Source organism: Caproiciproducens galactitolivorans, assembly GCF_026672255.1.
Taxonomy (GTDB): domain Bacteria; phylum Bacillota; class Clostridia; order Oscillospirales; family Acutalibacteraceae; genus Caproiciproducens; species Caproiciproducens galactitolivorans_A.
Map to the genome: position 1 here is coordinate 223,312 of NZ_JAPOHA010000002.1, position 17,339 is coordinate 240,650.

At 47.4% G+C, this 17,339-nt stretch carries 21 protein-coding genes; all 21 read left to right on the top strand.

Features of this window, described 5'->3' with window-relative positions; all coding sequences use genetic code 11:
• The first annotated feature begins 24 nt into the window (after positions 1-24).
• A complete protein-coding gene (locus tag OUY18_RS02690) occupies positions 25-672 on the top strand; it encodes an MBL fold metallo-hydrolase (RefSeq protein WP_268057159.1) in 648 nt (215 codons plus the stop codon).
• Positions 656-2,161, top strand: coding sequence for a coproporphyrinogen dehydrogenase HemZ (gene hemZ, locus OUY18_RS02695; RefSeq protein WP_268057160.1), 1,506 nt, complete (start codon positions 656-658; stop codon positions 2,159-2,161). Before OUY18_RS02690 ends, hemZ begins: the two co-directional genes overlap by 17 nt.
• Entirely contained in the window at positions 2,118-3,062 is a 945-nt protein-coding gene (locus OUY18_RS02700; protein WP_268057161.1) for a uridine kinase family protein, read from the top strand. Before hemZ ends, OUY18_RS02700 begins: the two co-directional genes overlap by 44 nt.
• Before the next feature lie 71 nt (positions 3,063-3,133).
• Entirely contained in the window at positions 3,134-3,499 is a 366-nt protein-coding gene (locus tag OUY18_RS02705; protein ID WP_268057162.1) for a zinc ribbon domain-containing protein, read from the top strand.
• Between the two features lie 138 nt (positions 3,500-3,637).
• Positions 3,638-5,401: a putative polysaccharide biosynthesis protein gene (locus tag OUY18_RS02710; RefSeq protein ID WP_268057163.1), complete on the top strand. Its 1,764-nt coding sequence runs from the start codon at positions 3,638-3,640 to the stop codon at positions 5,399-5,401.
• A gap of 45 nt (positions 5,402-5,446) precedes the next feature.
• Positions 5,447-6,235, top strand: coding sequence for a nucleoside triphosphate pyrophosphohydrolase (gene mazG, locus OUY18_RS02715; protein ID WP_268057164.1), 789 nt, complete (start codon positions 5,447-5,449; stop codon positions 6,233-6,235).
• 50 nt (positions 6,236-6,285) lie between these two features.
• Positions 6,286-6,561, top strand: a complete 276-nt coding sequence (locus tag OUY18_RS02720) for an HU family DNA-binding protein (RefSeq protein ID WP_268057165.1) — start codon at positions 6,286-6,288, stop codon at positions 6,559-6,561.
• A gap of 67 nt (positions 6,562-6,628) precedes the next feature.
• Positions 6,629-6,889: an RNA-binding S4 domain-containing protein gene (locus OUY18_RS02725; RefSeq protein ID WP_268057166.1), complete on the top strand. Its 261-nt coding sequence runs from the start codon at positions 6,629-6,631 to the stop codon at positions 6,887-6,889.
• Positions 6,890-6,947: 58 nt separating this feature from the next.
• Entirely contained in the window at positions 6,948-7,226 is a 279-nt protein-coding gene (gene yabP / locus OUY18_RS02730; RefSeq protein WP_268057167.1) for a sporulation protein YabP, read from the top strand.
• Positions 7,227-7,240: 14 nt separating this feature from the next.
• A complete protein-coding gene (gene yabQ / locus OUY18_RS13845; RefSeq protein WP_419196109.1) occupies positions 7,241-7,777 on the top strand; it encodes a spore cortex biosynthesis protein YabQ in 537 nt (178 codons plus the stop codon).
• Entirely contained in the window at positions 7,758-8,060 is a 303-nt protein-coding gene (locus OUY18_RS02735) for an FtsB family cell division protein (protein ID WP_268057168.1), read from the top strand. Before yabQ ends, OUY18_RS02735 begins: the two co-directional genes overlap by 20 nt.
• Before the next feature lie 34 nt (positions 8,061-8,094).
• The gene (locus tag OUY18_RS02740) at positions 8,095-8,535 is read left to right on the top strand and encodes a S1 RNA-binding domain-containing protein (protein WP_268057169.1); all 441 of its coding nucleotides are present in this window, start codon (positions 8,095-8,097) and stop codon (positions 8,533-8,535) included.
• A gap of 45 nt (positions 8,536-8,580) precedes the next feature.
• Complete coding sequence (locus tag OUY18_RS02745) at positions 8,581-9,735, top strand: amidohydrolase (RefSeq protein ID WP_268057170.1); 1,155 nt, start codon at positions 8,581-8,583, stop codon at positions 9,733-9,735.
• Between the two features lie 11 nt (positions 9,736-9,746).
• The gene (locus tag OUY18_RS02750) at positions 9,747-10,589 is read left to right on the top strand and encodes a fumarate hydratase (RefSeq protein ID WP_268057171.1); all 843 of its coding nucleotides are present in this window, start codon (positions 9,747-9,749) and stop codon (positions 10,587-10,589) included.
• Positions 10,590-10,676: 87 nt separating this feature from the next.
• The gene (hpf, locus tag OUY18_RS02755; RefSeq protein ID WP_268057172.1) at positions 10,677-11,213 is read left to right on the top strand and encodes a ribosome hibernation-promoting factor, HPF/YfiA family; all 537 of its coding nucleotides are present in this window, start codon (positions 10,677-10,679) and stop codon (positions 11,211-11,213) included.
• A 109-nt stretch (positions 11,214-11,322) separates the two neighbouring features.
• Entirely contained in the window at positions 11,323-12,441 is a 1,119-nt protein-coding gene (locus tag OUY18_RS02760) for a THUMP domain-containing class I SAM-dependent RNA methyltransferase (protein WP_268057173.1), read from the top strand.
• 390 nt (positions 12,442-12,831) lie between these two features.
• The gene (locus OUY18_RS02765) at positions 12,832-13,116 is read left to right on the top strand and encodes a co-chaperone GroES (protein WP_268057174.1); all 285 of its coding nucleotides are present in this window, start codon (positions 12,832-12,834) and stop codon (positions 13,114-13,116) included.
• Positions 13,117-13,156: 40 nt separating this feature from the next.
• Positions 13,157-14,788 (top strand): chaperonin GroEL, encoded by a 1,632-nt coding sequence (gene groL, locus OUY18_RS02770; RefSeq protein WP_268057176.1) that lies wholly within the window; start codon positions 13,157-13,159, stop codon positions 14,786-14,788.
• 357 nt (positions 14,789-15,145) lie between these two features.
• A complete protein-coding gene (locus OUY18_RS02775; RefSeq protein ID WP_268057177.1) occupies positions 15,146-15,586 on the top strand; it encodes an NfeD family protein in 441 nt (146 codons plus the stop codon).
• Between the two features lie 18 nt (positions 15,587-15,604).
• On the top strand, positions 15,605-16,507 hold the full coding sequence (locus tag OUY18_RS02780) for an SPFH domain-containing protein (protein WP_268057178.1): 903 nt from the start codon (positions 15,605-15,607) through the stop codon (positions 16,505-16,507).
• 310 nt (positions 16,508-16,817) lie between these two features.
• A complete protein-coding gene (gene purE, locus OUY18_RS02785) occupies positions 16,818-17,324 on the top strand; it encodes a 5-(carboxyamino)imidazole ribonucleotide mutase (protein ID WP_268057179.1) in 507 nt (168 codons plus the stop codon).
• The last annotated feature ends 15 nt before the right edge of the window (positions 17,325-17,339 follow it).

The following is a 17,339-nucleotide window of genomic DNA, read 5'->3' on the forward strand; positions in this document are numbered from 1 at the left end:
CAAATTCGAATAGAGGTGTATTCTATGAAGATAACAGAAATTACCGGCGGCGTTGTTCCGACAAACTGCTATCTATTAACCGACGACGCTACGGGGGATACGGCGGTAATTGATCCGGGCTTTGAAAGTCCGGAACTGACAAAGGCGGTCATGGAGGCCGGAGCGGGCAAAGTCAAAGCAATTTTGTTAACGCATGGCCACTTTGACCATATACTGGGTGTAAATGCAGTCAAAGAGCTGACGAACGCAGTGGTTTATCTTTACAGCGACGACGTGCCCTTTACAAGCGACAATTCTTTGAATTTATCCACTGCGATTACATCGCAGCCGGTCCAGGCGTTCAAGGCAGATGTTGTGCTGAACGACGGCGATACCATTAAGCTTGGCAGTTTGAAAATCCGTGTTCTGCATACGCCGGGGCATACGATCGGAAGCTGCTGCTTCGTTGTGGAAGACGCCATTTTTACGGGGGATACGCTGATGCAGTGCAGCTGCGGCAGAACGGATTTTCCGACCGGCAGCTATACCCAGATGCTCCAATCTCTGAAAAGACTGGAAAACCTGAAAGGGGATTACCATATCTATCCCGGGCATGAAAGCGAAACGACACTGGAATTTGAAAGAAAAAACAATCCGTTTATGGGGAACAGCGCTTATGACCCTGCTGATTGACGGCCATACCTTCCATTATGAGATGGAAAATCTGTGCCGGCTCTTTTTCCCATACCAAAAAATCAAAGTTTTGGGGAAATTTCCGGAAAACTGCAAAGAGAAAATGCTTATCTATACGGGGATAAAAAAGGAACCGAATGGGCTTACTTTAACGGTACGCGTTCAATTTGGCGAATATTGCAGGGAAGAAACGGAGTGGATCGGTTCTCCCGAATGCGGGAATGAGAACGAGCAGGAACGGCATATGGCGGTTTTGCTTTTCCGGCTGCTGACGGCTTATTGCGGCTTTGTACCGAAATGGGGGATTCTGACCGGCGTCCGGCCGGTGAAGCTGCTGCGCCGTCTTATTTCAGAAATGGGCGAGACAAAAGCGCTGGATTTTTACCAAAATCAGCTGCTGGTTTCCGAACAAAAAACGAAATTAAGCCTCCTTACCATGCAGAACGAGGGCAAAATTCTTTCCTTGTCAAAGCCGGAATCCTTCAGCCTTTATATTTCTATCCCTTTTTGCCCGACACGCTGCTCCTATTGCTCTTTTGTCTCTTCATCCGTGGAAAAAACGGCAAAACTGGTTCCGGAATACCTGCGACTTTTGTGCCGGGAAATTGAGCATACGGCTCAAGTCGCCGCTTCCCTGAAACTGCGGCTGGAAACCGTCTATATCGGCGGGGGAACGCCCACCACCTTGTCTGCGGAGCAGCTTGATACCCTTCTCAGTACGATACGGAGAAGTTTTCACCTTTCTGCCTGCCGCGAATTTACGGTTGAAGCCGGAAGGCCGGATACCATCACCGCAGAGAAGCTTCTTTCCCTGAAAAAACACGGGGTAACCCGTATCAGCATTAACCCGCAGACTTTAAACGATGAAGTCCTGAAAACCATCGGCCGCCGGCATACGGCGGAGCAGACGCTCTCGGCCTATGCCCTTGCGCGCGACCTTGGTTTCGACAATATCAATATGGATCTGATCGCCGGACTGCCAAAGGACAGCCTTGAAAGCTTTGTTTCCACGCTGGATCGGGTGATCGGCCTTGCCCCGGAAAGCATTACGGTTCATACGCTTTCTTTAAAACGGTCGGCCAGATTGTTTCAGGATGAGAGCGAACCTTTCCGCAATGATACCCAAACTGCGGAGCAAATGATCGATTACGCCGATGAACAGCTGTTAAAATACGGATATAAGCCGTATTATCTTTACCGCCAAAGCCGGATGGTCGGCAATCTGGAGAACACCGGATGGGTGAAACCGGGCTTTGAAAGTCCGTACAATGTTTTTATTATGGATGAAACGCATACGATTCTTGCGTGCGGCGCGGGAGCCGTCAGCAAAATCAAGGATCCGTATTCCGACAGCCTCAACAGGATTTTTAACTTTAAATATCCTTATGAATATATCAATCGCTTTGAGGAAATGATTATTAGAAAAGATCAGGTGAAAGCTAATTATGGTAAATTTTGTAGAATATCAGAACGAACTCCATCTGATTAATGCCGCGGCTTCGGATCAGCCGGAGGCCTTTGTCAATCGGACGGAGGAAGCTTACCACGAGAACATCCGCAGCATTGCAGAGAATATTATCTCGCAGAAGAAAAATTGCAGGCTGGTTATGCTTTCCGGGCCGTCCAGCAGCGGAAAAACAACCACGGCGAATCTTTTAAAGAATGCATTCCAAAAAGCCGGTGTCGGCGCGACCATTATCTCTCTCGATGATTTTTACCGCGGGGAACGGCAGGCGCCGCTTCTTGCAAACGGGCAGCACGATTATGAAAGCGTAGACGCGCTGGATGTTCCGGAGGTGGAAAGATGCCTTCTCGATTTAATTCAAACAAACCACTGCAATATGCCGGTTTTCAATTTTGAAATCCACATGCCTTATCCCCACAAACGCCTGGTCTCTTTAGGGGAGCATGATATTGCAATCGTGGAAGGAATCCACGCGCTGAATCCGGTTTTTATCGATCAGCTTCCCCAAAAGGGCGTCTGTAAGATTTATATCAGCGTAAAGCAGGGAATTCATGACGGCAAAACCGAACTCTTCGGCGCGAATGAAATGCGTTTGGTAAGAAGAATCGTACGGGATTACAATTTCCGCGGGGCCAAACCGGAACGGACGCTGGAAATGTGGCCGAATGTAATGGACGGGGAAAGAAAGTACATTAAACCCTACCGCTGCGACGCCGATTACACCATTAACTCTTTGCATGCTTATGAAACCTGTGTCTTGGTGAATCAGGCGATTCCGATTCTGAAAGATGTTCCGAAGGACTGCGAGGATTACCCTATATCCAGGAAACTGATTGAAAATCTGGAGAAATTTACCGCAATCAACAGTGAGTTCGTGCCGAAGAATTCAATTATTCGCGAGTTTATCGGCGGCGGGATATATTAATGAATTTTATTGATTTTTCCGCCGTTCGTGTTATAATCTCATTAAGATAACATTAAAAGGAGCGTGTATTTATGGGATTGTTTGAAGATGTAGTTGTCAATGCAAAATCAGCAGTGAATGTCGTGGGGAAGAAAGCAGGCCAGTTTGTTGATGTATCCAAGCTCAGAATCAGTTCTGCAGATTTAAATAATGAGATTTCAAAGCGTTTCGAATCGCTGGGCAGGACGGTTTATGAAGCGAAGAAGACGGATAATGATGCTTCCGATTTAGTAAATGAATGCATTACGGCAATCGACGATTTGTATGAACAGCTCGACGCCGTGAATGAGCAGCTGGTTTCCATGCGCGCAAAGCAGGTTTGCAAGAACTGCGGTCAGGAAAATCCGCAGGGTGCGGATTACTGCAGCAAATGCGGCCATAAGCTTACGGAGGAATAAGAACGGCATTCGCAAAAAAAGGGGTGTTGCACCCCTTTTTTTAATGCTTGCAATTCTGTTCATATTATTTTTATTTATATAGTATACTATTTTATCGTGCAGTAATGCGTGTAACTATATTGTATTGGATGTGTCTCAATGGAAAGTAAACGGGCTGCTGCCCCAGGAAAACAGAGTTTTTTGCACGGCGCCCTGATTTTAATGGTAGCGATTGCGCTGGTTAAGATTATCGGCGCGCTGTTTAAAATACCGCTTGCATGGATTCTTACCCCGGTGGGGAACGGCTATTTCGGAAATGCATATTCCCTTTATTTTCCGATCTTCAGTCTTGCAACCGCGGGATTCCCGATTGCGATTTCCCGGCTGGTTTCCGAGAATTCCGCACGCGGCCGTTATCGTGACATCCGCCAGATACATACGGTTTCCATCCGGATCTTTTTCATTTTAGGGATTGTCGCGTTCTCAATTATGTTTTTCGGCGCAAAGCCGTATGTTTCTTACGCGGCAAGCAATAATCCGGAAAACGCTCTGCCTGCTATTTACGCTTTAGCCCCGGCTATTTTATTCAACAGCCTGATGGCAATTTACAGGGGATATTATGAAGGGCTTCGTAACATGTATCCCACGGCTATTTCTGAAATTGTCGAAGCTTTAAGCAAACTTGTGTTCGGGCTTACCCTTGCGGCGCTCATTATTCAGTCCGGAATGAACGAGTATGCCGCAAACGGTACGGTTTATGGCATAAAACGGGCCTCGGCAGAATATGCTAAGATCGCGACCCTGCCGTATGCCGCCGCGGGAGCGATTTTCGGGGTTACCATCGGTTCGGTCATGGGCTTTCTCTTTCTGTTTGTATATCATAAGCGGCACGGCGACGGGATAACGAAAGAAATGCTCCGCGCCTCTCCGCGCCCCCTTCCGATGCGGCTAACGACTTCCCGCCTGATTCGAACGGCGATTCCGATCGCGCTTGGTTCCCTGGCGGTCAACCTGTCCACTTTTATTGACAGCACCTTTTTGCAGAAGCGCATCAATGATATTATGGCCGAGAATTCGCAGGTTCTGCTGAAAATGTACGAGGGCGTTATCCCGGATTCGGTTATTCAATTGAATAATGTTCCCACGTTTTTATTCGGATGCTTTTCCAATGCGTCCACGCTGTTTATGCTGGTGCCGGCGATTACGCAGGCATTCGGCGTCAGCGCGCTTCCGAATGTAACGGAGGCCTGGACGGGCGGTGACCCGAAACAGATCAGACGAAGCATAGAGCAGGTTTTGCGAATCGTTTCCATGATCACGATCCCTGCCGGTCTGGGGCTTTCCGTCCTCGCAACCCCGATTGCCTCTTTATTGTACGGAGAGAAAAACGCTCCGACCATAATCGGGAAAATCCTCGTTGTATTGGGCCTCGGCGCAATATTCGCCGCGATGAGCACGCCGATCAACAGTATGCTTCAGGCGGTTGGAAGGGTTGATCTTCCGGTAAAACTGCTGGTGGTTGGCCTTGCGATTAAACTCGTGCTGAACTATACGCTGGTTGGAATCCCGGAAATCAACGTGATGGGAGCCGGTACGGGAACGTTGGTGTGTTACATCTTTATCATGGTTTTCGCGCTGTATTATCTCTGCCGGGAAACAAAGGTTCATCTCAATTATATTCAGATTTTTTTCAAGCCCCTTTTAGCGTCTGTCATCAGCGTGGGTTTGGCCTATTTTGTCCAAAAAGCGGGAACTTTGCTGCATTTGGACAAATTATTCACGCTGCTCGCGATCGCGTTTGCGGGAGTGGTTTATCTGGTTTGCATGCTGTGGTTTAAGGCTCTTACAAGAAACGATATTCTCATGATGCCCAAGGGACAAAAAATTGCGAAAATACTTGAAAAACATAATTGGATAAGGTAAAATAATAAAAGTTTACCGATATTTGGTTTTACAGGAGATATCAATTTGGATTTTCAATTTAAAGAGAAATATAATATGGAGGACCTTCTGAAAATCATGGAGATTCTCCGGTCACCGGAAGGATGTCCTTGGGACCGGGAGCAAACGCACCAAAGTATCCGGAACAACTTCATTGAGGAAACCTACGAAGCGGTTGAGGCGATTGATAATAATGACGCCGAGCTTTTAAAAGAAGAATTGGGCGATGTTTTACTTCAGGTAGTATTTCACGCGCAATTGGAAAAAGATAAGAACAGTTTCGGGTTTTCGGATGTTGTGGACGGCATCGCAAAAAAGCTGATTGTCCGTCATCCTCATGTTTTTGATGATACCGTTGTCAGCAGTTCGGCTGAAGTGCTTGTCAACTGGGATGCCATAAAGAAAGAAACCAAAAACCAGACAACGCAGACGGAAGTCCTGCAAAGCGTTTCCAAAGCCCTGCCCGCGCTGATGCGCAGTGCGAAAGTGCAGCATAAAGCGGCAAAGGTGGGATTTGACTGGCCCGATGTATCGGGGGCGCTTGACAAAGTTGCCGAGGAAACCCGCGAATTAAAAGAGGCGATCGACTCCGGCAGCGGGGAAGACCGAATGGAAGAGTTAGGCGATCTGTTGTTTTCCGTGGTAAATGTTTCTCGATTTTTGAAAGTTGAGCCTGAACAAGCGTTAAGCAATTCCTGTGATAAGTTCATCCGGCGTTTTCAAAAAATGGAACAATTTGCGGAAGAACGAGGAACCGACATGGCTGCCATGTCACTGGAACAGCTTGATTCCCTTTGGAATGAAGCAAAGACTTAATCATTCTCAGCTTTCAGCTGTTGAATAATAAAAAAACGGAGGTCAAATTTATGAACAAAACAGAATTAATTGCTGCTGTTGCTGAAAAAGCAGGTATGTCCAAAAAAGATGCCGATAATGCTGTTAATGCGATGATTGACACAATCGTTAATGCTGTTGCCGAAGATGAAAAAGTACAGATAGTAGGTTTTGGTACATTTGAAGTCCGCAGCCGCAGCGAAAGGCAAGGCCGCGACCCGAGAACAAATTCTCCCATTACAATTCCTGCTTCTAGGGTTCCCGCGTTTAAGGCAGGTAAAGCATTTAAGGAAGCTACAGCAAAATAATTTAACTGTTTGGTTTTTAGGCTGTAACAAATTCGATGTTACAGCCTTTTATTATGAGAGGATCAGTATGAGACTGGATAAATATTTAAAAGTATCGAGAATAATCAAACGGCGTACCGTTGCAAACGAGGCTTGCGACGCCGGGCGCGTGCTGGTGAACGGAAAAGCCGCCCGTGCTTCCTATGACGTGAAGACCGGCGATATTCTGGAATTGCAGCTCGGTTCGCGCAGCGTGAAGGCGGAAGTCCTCAGCGTAAACGAATACGCCAGAAAGGAAACCGCGTCGGATATGTACCGGATTGTGTCCGATGGGCCGGCAAACCTTTAAGTATATGTCCTTCTGCTAATGCATACAAATTGGTATGAATGAGTAGGAGGGTTTTGAAATGGCAGAAGAAAAAAAATCTGTTAAAGGCCCGCAAAATCTGATTCTTGAAAACCGACGGGTGCTTACTGCGACGGGTGTTTCCAATGTTGACAGCTTCGATGAGCAGACGATCATCGCTTATACCGATTTGGGGCAGCTGATTATCAAGGGAACGAAGTTGCAGATCAATAAACTGAATATTGATACGGGGGAGCTCACCCTGAACGGAGAAATCAGTTCGATGTCCTATTCGGAGAATCAGCCGACGGGCGGATTTTTAACAAAGCTGTTCAAATAGAGGAGTGAGGTTGCTTGAATGTTTCACTCACTTGGCAGCTTCAGGGATTTTTGATCTCCATTGCAACAGGCTTTTTTTTAGGGGCGTTTTACGATATTTTCCGCATTTTTCGGACGGTTTTCCAATCCGAACGGCGTGCGGTATTTTTTCAGGACCTCTTTTATATGTTTGTGATCGCCTTTATCACGTTCCTTGTGGCTTTAGGCATCAATTATGGGGAAGTGCGGTTTTACATACTGGCCGGGGAAGGCATTGGGTGGTGCTTTTATTTTTTAACGGTCGGGTTTGTAACACTGCGGGTATTTCGGTTCCTTTCAAAAATTATAAAAGCCTATCTTTTTAGGCCGATTCGGTGGGTCGTCTCGAAAATATCTCATTTCATTCTTCGAATCCTAAAGAAAATTGTGAAAAATACAAAAATAGTAACAGCAATTCCGAAAAAACGCTTGAAACATTGCCGTTCAATAGTGTATAATCAATATATTGGCAAAGTGAAAAAGAAGGCAAAGGTTAAAGGGGGCCGCGCTGCACATGAAAGTCATAAAAAATAAGAAGCAGAAAAGCAGCTTACTGCTGCGTCTCGCTGTTTTCGCATTTGCACTCTACGCTGCCGTCTCGCTTGTCAACCAGCAAATCCTGATTAGCCAGAAACGTCAGGAATTGGATACGATTAAGCAAAAAATTGTTGTTCAGGAAATTAAAAATGAAGATATGAAACACGCTTTGCAGACGGGGACCAATGGGAACAGCGACTATATTGAGCGTGTAGCGCGCGAAAGCCTTAATTTTGCAAAACCGGGAGAACGCGTGTTTGTCAATATCGCGGGAAATTGATCTCTCTAATTTTTAAGGAGGAAATCATTTACATATGCAGCTTGAGGTAGGAACCATCCTGGAAGGGAAAGTTACGGGAATAACAAAATTCGGCGCTTTTGTTGAATTGCCGGGAGGAAAAACCGGCATGGTGCACATTTCGGAGGTAGCTCCCACTTTTGTTAAGGAAATTCGTGATTTTGTAACTGAAAATCAAATGGTAAAAGTTAAGGTTATGAGTATCAGCGAGGATGGGAAAGTAAGCCTTTCCATGAAGAAAGCGGTTGCGCCCGCCCCGAGGAACAGTACGCCTGCCCCTCGTTCTTCAAGACCCGGAAATTATGAGTGGCAGAGCAGAAGAAATGAAGCTGCCAGCTTTGAGGATATGATGTCCAAGTTCAAGCAGACAAGCGATGAAAAGATTTCCGATCTTAAAAAATGTGTGGAATCGAAGCGCGGCGGTTTTTCGAAGCACGGTTCCAATCAACCGAAATAATTTTAAGCGGAGTGTGCGCACTCCGCTTTTTTTTGGAGGCAAACGATGTTAATTATTCATGCAAAAATTCATACGATGGCAGGGAATACGATCGATAACGGCTGGATACATATTAAAAAGAACAAAATTGAAGCGGTCGGTCCTTTTTCGGATCAGTCGGCGGAGGATGGCGAGGTCCTTGATGTTCAGGGCGCCGGTGTTTATCCCGGTTTTATCGATGCGCACACCCATCTTGGCATGTGGGAAGACGGCCTTACTTTCGAGGGGGACGACGGAAATGAGGAAACGGACCCCGTAACCCCGCAGCTTCGGGCGATTGACGCGATCAATCCCATGGACCGTTGTTTTTCCGAGGGCCTTGCCGCGGGCGTGACGACGGTTGTAACCGGGCCCGGCAGCGCAAACCCGATCGGCGGGCAGCTTGTAGCGCTGAAAACGGCCGGTTCCCGTGTGGATGATATGATCGTAAAAGCGCCGGTTGCGATTAAAATGGCGCTCGGTGAAAACCCGAAATCCGTCTATCATGGGAAAAATCAGGCGCCGTCCACCAGAATGGCAACGGCAGCCCTGATCCGTGAGGAATTGTTTAAAGCAAAACGTTATATGGCCGATCTGGAACGCGCCAAAAACGACGAAGATTTCGACGCACCGGAATTTGATATTAAATCGGAAGCGCTTTTGCCTGCGCTTCGGGGCGAAACGGAAGTTCATTTCCATGCGCACCGTTCCGATGATATTTATACCGCCATCCGGATTGCAAACGAGTTCCACCTGAATTACGTCATTGTCCATGGAACGGAGGGGCACTTGATCGCGGATAACCTTGCAAAAGAAAGTGTCCGTGTGCTTGCCGGACCGTACCTTTGCGAGCGCTCGAAACCGGAGCTTAAAAACCAGACGCCCGCCAACCCGGGGATTCTGGCAAAAGCGGGCGTCTTAACGGCGATTATTACCGATCATCCCGTTATTCCTTTGCAGTACCTTCCAACGTGCGCGGCGCTTGCCGTTCGTGAAGGAATGGATTATGAAGAAGCTTTAAAGGCAATTACGATCAATCCCGCGAAAATTTGCGGAATTGATCAACGTGTCGGGTCCATTGAAGCGGGCAAAGATGCGGATTTGGTTGTTTTCGATTCGGACCCGCTTCAAATGACATCAAAACCGATTCATGTAATCGCCGACGGTAAAATTGTTTTATAAGGAGACAGACGATGAGAGAAATTGACGTTTCAAAAATTACGGCTGCGGTGAAATCTCTTTTCATAGACGCGAACCGCGTCTTGCCGTCCGACCTGGAAAACTGCATTGCGGATGCGGCGAAAAAGGAAACCTCCCCAATTGGCAAAGAAGTTCTTTGCGATTTATGCGAGAACATGAAAGCGGCAAAGGAACTGAACATTCCGGTCTGTCAGGATACGGGAATGGCGGTTGTGTTTGCCGAAATCGGGCAGGAAGTTCATATGACCGGCGGTTCCTTTGAGGATGCTGTCAATGAGGGCGTGCATCAGGGCTATGTGGAAGGACTTCTCCGCTGTTCGGTTGTGGCCGATCCGATCCGGCGCGGAAATACCGGCGACAACACCCCGGCAATCCTTCATACCCGTATCGTACCGGGCGATCTACTTGTTCTCACTGCGGCGCCGAAGGGCTTCGGAAGCGAAAATATGAGCCGGATGAAAATGTTTACCCCGTCCGCGGGCATAGAGGACATTGTGAATTTTGTCCTTGATACCGTCCGAACCGCGGGCAGCAACCCGTGTCCGCCGATCGTGCTCGGCGTCGGCATCGGCGGGGACTTTGAAAAGTGCGCTTTGCTTGCAAAAAAGGCGCTTTGCCGCCCGGTATCCGAACGGAATGCCGATCCTTTCTATGCGGAGCTGGAAGGCAACATGCTGAAAAGGATCAACGAACTGAATATCGGGCCGCAGGGGTTTGGAGGAATCACGACGGCGCTTGCCGTTAATGTCGAGCAGTATCCTACCCATATTGCGGGTTTGCCCGTGGCTGTCAACGTCGGATGCCATGTGACCCGCCACAAAAAAATTACGATTTAAGGGCGAATACTTTCTTTTGACAGAATATTATGGTATATTATAGTCGATGAATGTTTTTCCTCAATTCTAGAAAAAGGAGATGCTCACATGAAGATTTCAATAACTGGCAGAAAAGTGAATTTGAGGGACAATTTCAAAGAACTTGCTACAAAAAAGCTATCCCGCTTTGACCGGATTTTTGACGAAGACGCGCAGGCAAATGTCGTTGTAACATTGGAAAGAAACCGACAGACCGTCGAAATTACCATAAAATCACGCGGCAGGATCTATCGGGCCGAGGCAACCGATTTTGAAATGAACGACGCGCTCGATCAGGTCATCAGCGCTCTTGGCAGACAGATTCGCAAGAATAAGACACGGCTTGAAAAAGAAATCCATTCCACCGCACTGGATCAATATGTGCAGGATTATCTCCATTCTCCCGAAGAGGAATCCGGCGAATATAATATTGTACGAAAAAAACATTTTTTTGTAAAGCCGCTCAGTGTTGAGGAAGCGATTTTACAGATGAACCTTCTTGGCCACCAATTCTTCATGTTCCGTGACGAAGAAAGCGGAGAAATTAACGTAGTTTACAAACGGAAAGATGGGAATTACGGCTTATTGGAGCCAGATGTGGAATAATAGAATACTCGCACCCATAGATCAGGAATTGGTGCCTAACGGAAAAGAGCTTTTCTAAATTGGGGCTGCGTACCGTCGCAGCCCCCTATTTTATTTTATGGAGAGAAATATGAATACGTTTAAACTTGTATGCCCATGCCTTCTCGGCGTGGAAGGTTTGGTTGCAGAAGAATTAAGGAAGATGGACGCGCAGAATGTTGAACCGCAAAACGGGCGTGTTGTTTTTGACGGCTCCGAAGAAATGCTTGTCCGCGCGAATATCGGTTCCCGGTTCAGCGAGCGGGTACTCGTTCAAATGGGGAATTTTCAGGCCCGAAGCTTTGAGGAGCTGTTTCAGGGCGTGAAAGCGCTCCCATGGGAAGCATGGATTAGCAAAAACGATTGTTTCCCTGTGAAAGGGCGAAGCTTGAGTTCCAAGCTTTCCAGCGTGCCGGACTGCCAGTCCATCATTAAAAAAGCGATTGTGGAACGCCTGAAACAAAAATATAAAGTAAACTGGTTTGAAGAAACAGGTACGCTGTACCAGATTCAGTTCCTGATCATGAAAGACAATGTAAGCATCATGATCGATACTTCCGGCGAAGGACTGCATAAACGCGGGTACCGCGCCAGTTCTACGGAAGCGCCGATTAAAGAAACCCTTGCGGCCTGCATGGTGCATCTGTCGCGTGTGCGGCACGACGCGCATTTTATCGACCCGTTCTGCGGTTCCGGTACCATCCTGATTGAAGCCGCCATGTATGCGCTGAATATTGCCCCGGGAATGCGCCGCCGTTTTTCCGCCGAAAACTGGGCGCAAATCAATCCTGGCCTCTGGCAGAAAGAAAAAGAGCGGGCGCAAAGTCTTGTACTGCATGACGCACCGTTTACGGCTCAGGGCTATGACATTGACGGTGCGGCCGTATCGCTTACATTGGAGAATGCCAAAAAGGCGGGCGTTATCTCCCAGATTCACGCGGAGAGACGGTCCATCGAGGATTTCAAGGCCATTGGGGAATATGGCTGTGTGATCTGCAACCCGCCATATGGGGAACGCCTGCTGGACATCCGTCAGGCGGAAGAGCTTTACCGGACGATGGGGAAGGTTTTCGAACGAAAGCACGGATGGAGTTATTCCATCATCAGCCCGGATGAAACGTTCGAAGAATGCTTTGGCAGCAAGGCGGACCGGCGCAGAAAGCTTTACAACGGGATGATTAAATGCCAGTATTACATGTACTTTAAATAATGCATTTTTGGGGCGTTATGCGTTATGTTTTACCCGTCGGCACGGACGGTCCGCTGAATGAAACAGCCGCGGGAATTATTGGAAGAAAAAATGCAGGATTAGGAATTTTTTCCTATGGGTCTGGAAAGATTATATTACAATCATTTTTTCTCATTACAGCAATTCCATTTCGTATGCGAGACAAAATGTGTTCATCCTCCGCCTACGGCGGGGGATGAACAGAAGCTAACGCTACGATTAAACTGGAAATGCTGTAATTGTAAATAATTTATTAAATTGCAGATTTTAGTAAAAAAGCTCTTGATTTTCTGTAAGCAAGTATATAAAATAGAATTAGCACTCAGGAACAGCGAGTGCTAAAAGATCGATTAATTTGAAGGAGGACATATTATGACTATCAAACCATTGGCAGACAGAATTCTAATTAAAATGGAAGAAGCCGAAGAGACAACGAAAAGCGGCATTCTTCTTGCCGGTTCCGCAAAGGAAAAGCCGCAGATTGCCGACGTTATTGAAGTAGGCCCGGGCGGCGTCGTTGACGGCAAAGAAGTGAAGATGTACGTGAAAAAGGGTGATCGGATCATCACCAGCAAATATTCCGGAACCGAAGTTAAAATCGATGGCCAGGAATATACGATCGTACGCCAGAGCGATGTTCTTGCGGTCGTTGAATAATAGATCGCTGTCAAAATTTTGATATTGGAGGAAATATACGATGGCTAAACAGATTATTTACGGCGAGGATGCCAGAAAAGCACTTTTAAGCGGCATTAACCAGCTTGCCGATACAGTGAAAATCACACTTGGCCCGAAGGGCAGAAATGTTGTTCTCGATAAAAAATTCGGCGCACCCCTGATTACAAACGATGGTGTAACCATTGCCAAAGAAGTTGAGCTTGACGACCCGTTTGAGAACATGGGCGCACAGCTTGTAAAAGAAGTTGCCACAAAGACCAACGATGTTGCCGGTGACGGTACCACAACCGCGACCCTGCTTGCACAGGCAATTATGCGCGAGGGCATGAAAAACGTAGCCGCCGGCGCAAATCCGATGATTATCCGCAGAGGCATTCAAAAAGCGGTTGACGCATCCGTAAAATCGCTGAAAGAGCATTCCAAGAAGGTTTCCGGTTCAGAAGATATTGCCCGTGTTGCAACGATTTCCGCTTCCAGCGAATTCATTGGCAAGCTGATTTCCGAAGCAATGGAAAAGGTAACCGCCGACGGCGTTATCACCGTTGAGGAATCCAAAACGGCTGAAACATATTCCGAAGTTGTCGAAGGCATGATGTTTGACCGCGGCTATATTACTCCTTATATGGTAACCGATACGGAGAAGATGGAAGCTGTTATCGACGACGCTTATCTTCTGATTACCGATAAGAAGATTTCGAATATTCAGGAAATCCTCCCGCTTCTGGAAAAGATCGTTCAGTCCGGCAAGAAGCTGGTTATCATCGCGGAGGATATTGAGGGCGAAGCTCTTACCACCCTGATTCTGAACAAACTGCGCGGCACATTTACCTGCGTTGGCGTGAAGGCTCCCGGCTTCGGCGACAGAAGAAAAGAAATGCTCCGCGATATCGCCACTCTGACCGGCGGCCAGGTTATTTCCGAAGAGCTGGGTTTGGAACTCAAGAATGCAACCATTGAACAGCTCGGCCGCGCCCGTCAGGTTAAGGTTGACAAAGAGAATACCATTATTGTCGACGGTATGGGCAATAAGGACGATATTAAAGATAGAGTTGCACAAATCCGTTCACAGATTGCTTCCACCACTTCCGACTTTGACCGTGAAAAGCTCCAGGAGCGCCTTGCAAAGCTTTCCGGCGGCGTAGCGGTTATCAAGGTCGGCGCGGCAACCGAAGTGGAAATGAAAGAGCAGAAGCTCCGCATTGAGGACGCTCTTGCAGCTACCAAGGCAGCTGTGGAAGAGGGTATCGTAGCCGGCGGCGGCGTTGCTTTGATGGACACGGTTAAAGATGTAGAAAAAGTTGTTGCTGACAGCGAGGGCGACGAAAAGACAGGCGCCCAGATTATTCTGAAGGTTCTGGAAGAGCCGCTTCGTCAGATCGCGGCAAACGCAGGCCTGGAAGGCTCTGTTATTATTGAGCACATTAAGAACGCCAACAAGGTTGGTTACGGATTCAATGTTCTTACCGAGGAATACGGCGACATGATTTCCTTCGGCATTGTTGATCCGACAAAGGTAACCCGTTCCGCATTGCAGAACGCTTCTTCTGTTGCGGCGATGGTGCTTACAACAGAGTCCCTTGTTGCAGATAAGAAAGAACCTGCAGCAGCTCCGGCTATGCCGGCAGACCCGGGCATGGGCGGCATGTATTAATTTCCCAGCTCGAATAAACGAAATAAAAAAACGGACGTCAAATTTTGACGCCCGTTTTTTTACGTAAAAGTGTTTGGAAAGCTTTGCCATCCCGTTGCGTTACAAAAAATATTTCCTTTTTTATTCTTATGTGATATAATAATTTTATAAAAGTAATAAGTGAATTTTTCGCTTGTTGGAAAATTAACAAGTGGCTGTGAATCGACACGAGCCAACCCGCCCGGATTCGATTTCCTAACACGGTATGATGGATTCCTCTAAAACGCGTTAAATTCCGGTTTTTCAGCTTATTCCCGCCTTTGTATTGGAATTCAATTTATGATAAGATAGCAACTACACCGGGAAAGGGGTGGTAACATGGAGGCATATTTACCGTATATTTGGCTTGGAGTTATTATTTTGGCGGCGGTTGTGGAAGGGTTAACTGTACAGCTTGTGTCGATTTGGTTTGTAATAGGCGGCGTGGGCGCGCTGATTGCGAATCTTTTAGGCGCTCCGCTGTGGCTCCAAACAGTTGTCTTTGCGGCGGTAACAACGATCACATTGATCGGGACCCGGCCGGCTGTCAAAAGACTGATGAATTTTAAGAAGGAGGATACGAATGCCGGCCGTTATATTGGCGAAACCGGTCTGGTAATTGCCGAAATAAATAATACACTCGGCGTTGGCCAGGTGAAAGTTCGCGGCAGTATCTGGACGGCCCGCAGTGAAGATGGTTCCAATATTAAAGAAGGAGAAAATGTAAGGATCAACTCCATTGAAGGAGTAAAACTGATTGTCAAATCCATACATAAATAATATTTAGGAGGATTTCTTATGGGTTATGTTTTATTAGGTTTGGTAATTGTGGCTGCTTTGATTTTTATTACAAATATTAAAGTCGTTCCGCAGGCGCATTCTTATGTTATTGAGCGTTTGGGCGCCTATAACAGCACGTGGTCAACCGGGCTTCACTTCAAGATTCCGTTTGTGGATAAGATTTCGAAAAAGGTATCTTTGAAAGAACAGGTTATTGATTTCCCGCCCCAGCCGGTTATTACGAAGGATAACGTCACCATGCAGATTGATACGGTTGTTTATTTTCAGATCACCGACCCGAAGCTCTATGCTTACGGCGTTGAACGCCCGATTTCCGCAATTGAGAATCTGTCCGCAACAACGCTGCGTAACATCATCGGTGAACTGGAATTGGACCACACGCTTACTTCCCGCGACGTCATCAATACGAAAATCCGCATCATCCTTGATGAGGCGACCGATGCCTGGGGCATTAAAGTAAACCGTGTCGAACTGAAAAATATTATCCCGCCGAAGGAAATCCAGGAATCCATGGAGAAGCAGATGAAGGCGGAACGCGAGCGCCGCGCGCAGATTCTGACGGCGGAGGGTGAAAAGAGCAGTGTGATTCTGATTGCCGAAGGTGAAAAGGAATCCGCGATTCTGCGTGCCGATGCCAAGAAGGAAACCCAGATCCGTGAAGCACAGGGTGAAGCGCAGGCAATTATGCTGGTTCAGCAGGCTTATGCGGACAGTATCAAGCTTTTGAACGAGGCGGATCCGCACGAAGGGGTTATTGCGCTGAAGAGCCTGGACGCATTTACAAAGGCGGCCGACGGCAAAGCGACAAAGATTATTATCCCTTCCAACATCCAATCCATCGCCGGCCTTGCGGCTTCTGTTAAGGAACTGGTTACAGATGATCCAAAACCGGTCGAATAACGGCGTCATATTATACAAATAATGTTCCGTTTCATACCATACAGCAATAGTTCTATACAAAAATAATTTTTCGTATGATCATCTATTGAAATTCACGGTTGAATCCCCTACAATAAATACATCATAAGTTGTCGGAGGGAAATGCAAATGACAGGATCTTCCGTTCCTAGCAATTTTGGAATGAAAAGAATTCATTGTCGAGTTGCGCCAATATCCCGTTTGTTATCATAAGCTCAGGCTGTGCCTTTTTGAGGTGCAGCCTCTTTTTTATGTTTATCTTACGGGCCGACGGAAACAATAGGAGAGTGTAATGATGGGTGTAAAAAAGGCAGCGATTATTATGGGCAGCGACAGCGACTTCCCAACCGTTTCGGCCGCTGTAAAGCGCTTAAAATCCCTTGGGATTCCCATGGAGGTTCATGTCATGTCCGCGCACAGAACGCCGCAGGCGGCAGCTGAATTTTCCGGTTCCGCCGTGAAAAACGGTTTCGGCGTCATCATCGCCGCGGCTGGAAAAGCGGCGCACTTAGCGGGCGTACTTGCCGCAAATACGACATTGCCGGTCATCGGCATCCCGATTAAATCGTCGACTCTGGACGGCCTGGACGCGCTTTTGGCCACCGTACAGATGCCGAGCGGCATTCCGGTTGCTACGGTGGCAATCGACGGAGCGGATAACGCCGCGATTCTGGCCGCTCAGATTCTTGCGCTTTCCGATGAGACACTTGCCGCGAAACTGGTCGAAATGAAAAAGCAAATGGCGGAGGGCGTTGCGCAGAAGGACGCGGCAATTCAGGCGAAAATTCAGGAACTGTAATATTAGGGGGATAAA

Bases quoted from the DNA above. Each gene is read 5' to 3' on its own strand.
- OUY18_RS02745 (WP_268057170.1), top strand. From the start codon at position 8,581: ATGTTAATTATTCATGCAAAAATTCATACGATGGCAGGGAATACGATC.
- yabP (WP_268057167.1), top strand. From the start codon at position 6,948: ATGGCAGAAGAAAAAAAATCTGTTAAAGGCCCGCAAAATCTGATTCTT.
- OUY18_RS02705 (WP_268057162.1), top strand. From the start codon at position 3,134: ATGGGATTGTTTGAAGATGTAGTTGTCAATGCAAAATCAGCAGTGAAT.
- groL (WP_268057176.1), top strand. From the start codon at position 13,157: ATGGCTAAACAGATTATTTACGGCGAGGATGCCAGAAAAGCACTTTTA.
- OUY18_RS02780 (WP_268057178.1), top strand. From the start codon at position 15,605: ATGGGTTATGTTTTATTAGGTTTGGTAATTGTGGCTGCTTTGATTTTT.
- OUY18_RS02710 (WP_268057163.1), top strand. From the start codon at position 3,638: ATGGAAAGTAAACGGGCTGCTGCCCCAGGAAAACAGAGTTTTTTGCAC.
- OUY18_RS02700 (WP_268057161.1), top strand. From the start codon at position 2,118: ATGGTAAATTTTGTAGAATATCAGAACGAACTCCATCTGATTAATGCC.
- OUY18_RS02760 (WP_268057173.1), top strand. From the start codon at position 11,323: ATGAATACGTTTAAACTTGTATGCCCATGCCTTCTCGGCGTGGAAGGT.
- OUY18_RS02735 (WP_268057168.1), top strand. From the start codon at position 7,758: ATGAAAGTCATAAAAAATAAGAAGCAGAAAAGCAGCTTACTGCTGCGT.
- OUY18_RS02775 (WP_268057177.1), top strand. From the start codon at position 15,146: ATGGAGGCATATTTACCGTATATTTGGCTTGGAGTTATTATTTTGGCG.
- OUY18_RS02765 (WP_268057174.1), top strand. From the start codon at position 12,832: ATGACTATCAAACCATTGGCAGACAGAATTCTAATTAAAATGGAAGAA.
- OUY18_RS02720 (WP_268057165.1), top strand. From the start codon at position 6,286: ATGAACAAAACAGAATTAATTGCTGCTGTTGCTGAAAAAGCAGGTATG.
- purE (WP_268057179.1), top strand. From the start codon at position 16,818: ATGATGGGTGTAAAAAAGGCAGCGATTATTATGGGCAGCGACAGCGAC.
- OUY18_RS02725 (WP_268057166.1), top strand. From the start codon at position 6,629: ATGAGACTGGATAAATATTTAAAAGTATCGAGAATAATCAAACGGCGT.
- OUY18_RS02690 (WP_268057159.1), top strand. From the start codon at position 25: ATGAAGATAACAGAAATTACCGGCGGCGTTGTTCCGACAAACTGCTAT.
- hemZ (WP_268057160.1), top strand. From the start codon at position 656: ATGACCCTGCTGATTGACGGCCATACCTTCCATTATGAGATGGAAAAT.
- hpf (WP_268057172.1), top strand. From the start codon at position 10,677: ATGAAGATTTCAATAACTGGCAGAAAAGTGAATTTGAGGGACAATTTC.
- OUY18_RS02740 (WP_268057169.1), top strand. From the start codon at position 8,095: ATGCAGCTTGAGGTAGGAACCATCCTGGAAGGGAAAGTTACGGGAATA.
- OUY18_RS02750 (WP_268057171.1), top strand. From the start codon at position 9,747: ATGAGAGAAATTGACGTTTCAAAAATTACGGCTGCGGTGAAATCTCTT.